3 protein-coding genes are annotated in these 2,705 nt (G+C 75.9%); all 3 read right to left on the bottom strand.

What is annotated here, in order from left to right; translation table 11 throughout:
• Positions 1 to 1,554, bottom strand: a 1,554-nt coding sequence (locus tag HUX53_RS36890; RefSeq protein ID WP_303623198.1) for a PEP/pyruvate-binding domain-containing protein, incomplete at its 3' end; no start/stop codon positions are given.
• Positions 1,555 to 1,556: 2 nt separating this feature from the next.
• Positions 1,557 to 2,189 (bottom strand): isoprenylcysteine carboxylmethyltransferase family protein, encoded by a 633-nt coding sequence (locus tag HUX53_RS36885; protein ID WP_176407909.1) that lies wholly within the window; start codon positions 2,187 to 2,189, stop codon positions 1,557 to 1,559.
• 8 nt (positions 2,190 to 2,197) lie between these two features.
• Complete coding sequence (locus tag HUX53_RS36880; RefSeq protein WP_176407908.1) at positions 2,198 to 2,488, bottom strand: AfsA-related hotdog domain-containing protein; 291 nt, start codon at positions 2,486 to 2,488, stop codon at positions 2,198 to 2,200.
• Between the last annotated feature and the right edge of the window lie 217 nt (positions 2,489 to 2,705).

Raw genomic sequence — 2,705 nt, 5'->3', positions numbered from 1 at the left:
CCGGGGGCGCGGGATGGGCGGGCGGGAGGGCGGGTGGGGGCCCGCGCCGGCCCAGGGGCGGGGGCGGGGGGTCCCGTGGCGGATGGAGGGCAGGCCGAAGAGGGTGTGCGGGAGGGGGACGCCCCGGCGGGCCGACACCGCCGCCCACACCCGCCGGTACAGGGCGATCAGCTCGTCCGGCGGCCGCTCGGCGAGCGGGCGGGCGGCCGGGTCGTGGACCTCCGCCATCACGCCGTCCCACCAGCGCAGGAAGCGCGCGGTCGCGCGGCGGTGCCCGGCCGCGCGCACGGCGGTCATGGGCAGGGAGGCGGCGGCCCGGACCCGCGACCGGCGGCGCGCCGCACGCACCTCGCCGGTGATGCCCATGCCGTCCTCCCAGCCGGCACGGATCAGGTCGAACACGGGCAGCCGGCCGTGCAGCTCCTGCCAGTCGTCCAGCCGGTAGTAGACGCCGCCGTCGAGGTGCCCGATCATGCGCGGCAGGCGGTGCGCCTGCGCGCGGAGCCGCCGCGCGGGCACGCCCATCCGCCGGTACAGGTCGGTGAAGGCCAGCTCGTAGAACATGCGCGCCTGCGAGTAGGTGAGCGCGCCCGACACGCCCGGGAAGCTTTCGGTGATGTTGTGGTTGCCCCAGTGGACGCGCGGGCCGTCGTCCTGCGCGTTCTTGGCGAGCGGCCGTGCCTGGACGAGGTGGAGAGCGCCATCGGGCGTGAACGTCCCTTCGATGTCCTGCGGACGGCCGAAGTGGTCTTCCACGCGAGCGGCGAGTTCGGCCACCTGCTGTGCCTCCTCGTCGGTCAGCACTGGGGCGACCCGCAGTCTCTCCGGCACTTCGGCCACTCGCGGGTCGGTCTCGCCGTCGGCGGGCGGCCCGACCATGCGTCGCTTTGCCACGACTTCGGTTCGGACGGTGCCCGTCATCGGATCGACGAAGAAGTGGTCGATGTCGGCCTTCTCTTGGACGACGCCCTCACCGATCCCGTACGCGGCGGCGATGATGTGGTGCCGCGTCCCGTCGCGGGGGTCGCGGGTGAACGCGACGAACGAGCGGGTCCCCGGCACCATGCGCTGGACGCCCACGGCGACCCTGGCGCTCGCGGCATCGACGCCCTTGTGCGTCCGGTAGCGGACGGCCTCGGCCTTGAACGCCGACGCCCAGCAGCGCGCCACCGCCTCCAGCAGCCCGTCCCGCCGCACGTACAGGAAGCTGTCACTCATCCCGGCGAACGGGTCGTCCTCGGAGTCCTCTCCCCCGCCGCCGTCCGCGCCCGGCACGACGCAGGCGCGCACGGCCGCCATGCCGCCGGCGCCGATGCGCTCGTCGAAGGCGTCCAGCAGCCCGGTGGCCAGGTCCCCGTCCGGGACGGCCTTGGACAGCGCCGACGCCGCCGACGCGCACCAGTCCTCGACCGGCACCGCCGAGACGGGCGGGAGCCGCAGCGCGCCGAGCGCCCGGTCGAACTCGCCCGCCGGCAGGCAGAAGAAGCCCGGCACGGGGAACCCCGCCGCGCGCAGCGCCTCCAGCCGCGCGAACTTGTGCCCGATCTCGCTCATCGTCACCACACTCCCGGCAGCACGCGCGGCCTTCCGGCGGCGTACTGCGCATAGCCCGGAACGTCGTCGAGCGCCCGCTCCTCCACCCGGATCCGCCACACCACGGCCCCGGCCAGCAGGACCAGCGCCGCCACGGTCACCGGGCCGGCGAAGAACACCGTGAAGCCGAGGTTGGCGAGCAGCATGCCCGCGTACGCCGGATGCCGGACGATCCCGTACAGCCCGTCCGTGACCACCCGGTGGCCGTCCTGCCGCACGACGTGGTGCGAGTAGAACCGGCCGAGCGCGCGGATCGCGGCCTGCCGCAGCGCCACCCCGGCCGCGAACACGGCGGCGGGGACGAGCAGCCACGGCGTCCAGCGGTCCCAGGGCGGCGGCCGCAGCGACGCGCCGGCGACCAGCAGGAGGCGGGCCGCCGCGTACGGGAGCAGCGTCCGGGCGTCAGCGGGCGGGGCGGCGGAGCGCCGGAAGGTCACCGGGGCCTCCAGGAGCAGCCAGCCGAGGTAGCCCGCCAGCAGCGCCGCCGCGGCCGTCCCCAGCGTGGTACCGCGTCCCGCGTGCAGGACGATCCCGCAGGTCAGCAGCCCCGCGCCCAGCACGAACAGCGGGCGCGGCGCGAGCGTCAGGAACCTCATGGCGCGGGTCACCGCGCCCGGGTGCGCGCGTACTGCTCCGGGTCCACCGCGTACGCCTCATAGGTGAGCGACCCGAGGTCGGCGCCCCTGGACGCGTCCGCCAGCGTGGCCGCGCAGTGGGACCGGCGCCCGGCCGGGCGGGCGACGGGCCAGCGCAGCAGGAGCGGGACGTCGCGGCCGACCCGGTACGGGATGTCGAGCCGCAGCATCACCCACAGCAGCGTCGCGTCCAGCGGGCGGCCGTGCTCCTCGTGCTCCAGCATCGTGGCGAACTGCCGGCCCGCCTCCACGAGCTCCACGGGGCCGCGGTACGGCGGGCGCGCCCCCGGCCGCTGCAGGCCCGCGGCCCCCACCCGGCCCCCCCCCCCCCCCCCCCGCGCGCCCCCCAGGGAGCACTCGGGACGGCGCCCGGGCCCCAACCCAGCCCCGGCCCCCCCCGCCCCTATCACCCATCGACGCCTCCCGCAACGAAAGGAGGTTCAGGATCTGTGGACTCTGTAACACAACAACAAAACA

It is taken from the genome of Actinomadura sp. BRA 177 (genome assembly GCF_013372625.1).
Lineage (GTDB): Bacteria > Actinomycetota > Actinomycetes > Streptosporangiales > Streptosporangiaceae > Spirillospora.
Note: the sequence above shows the minus strand (reverse complement) of the source record. Positions and strands in the feature narration are given on the sequence as shown.

Bases quoted from the DNA above. Each gene is read 5' to 3' on its own strand.
- HUX53_RS36885 (WP_176407909.1), bottom strand. From the start codon at position 2,189: ATGAGGTTCCTGACGCTCGCGCCGCGCCCGCTGTTCGTGCTGGGCGCG.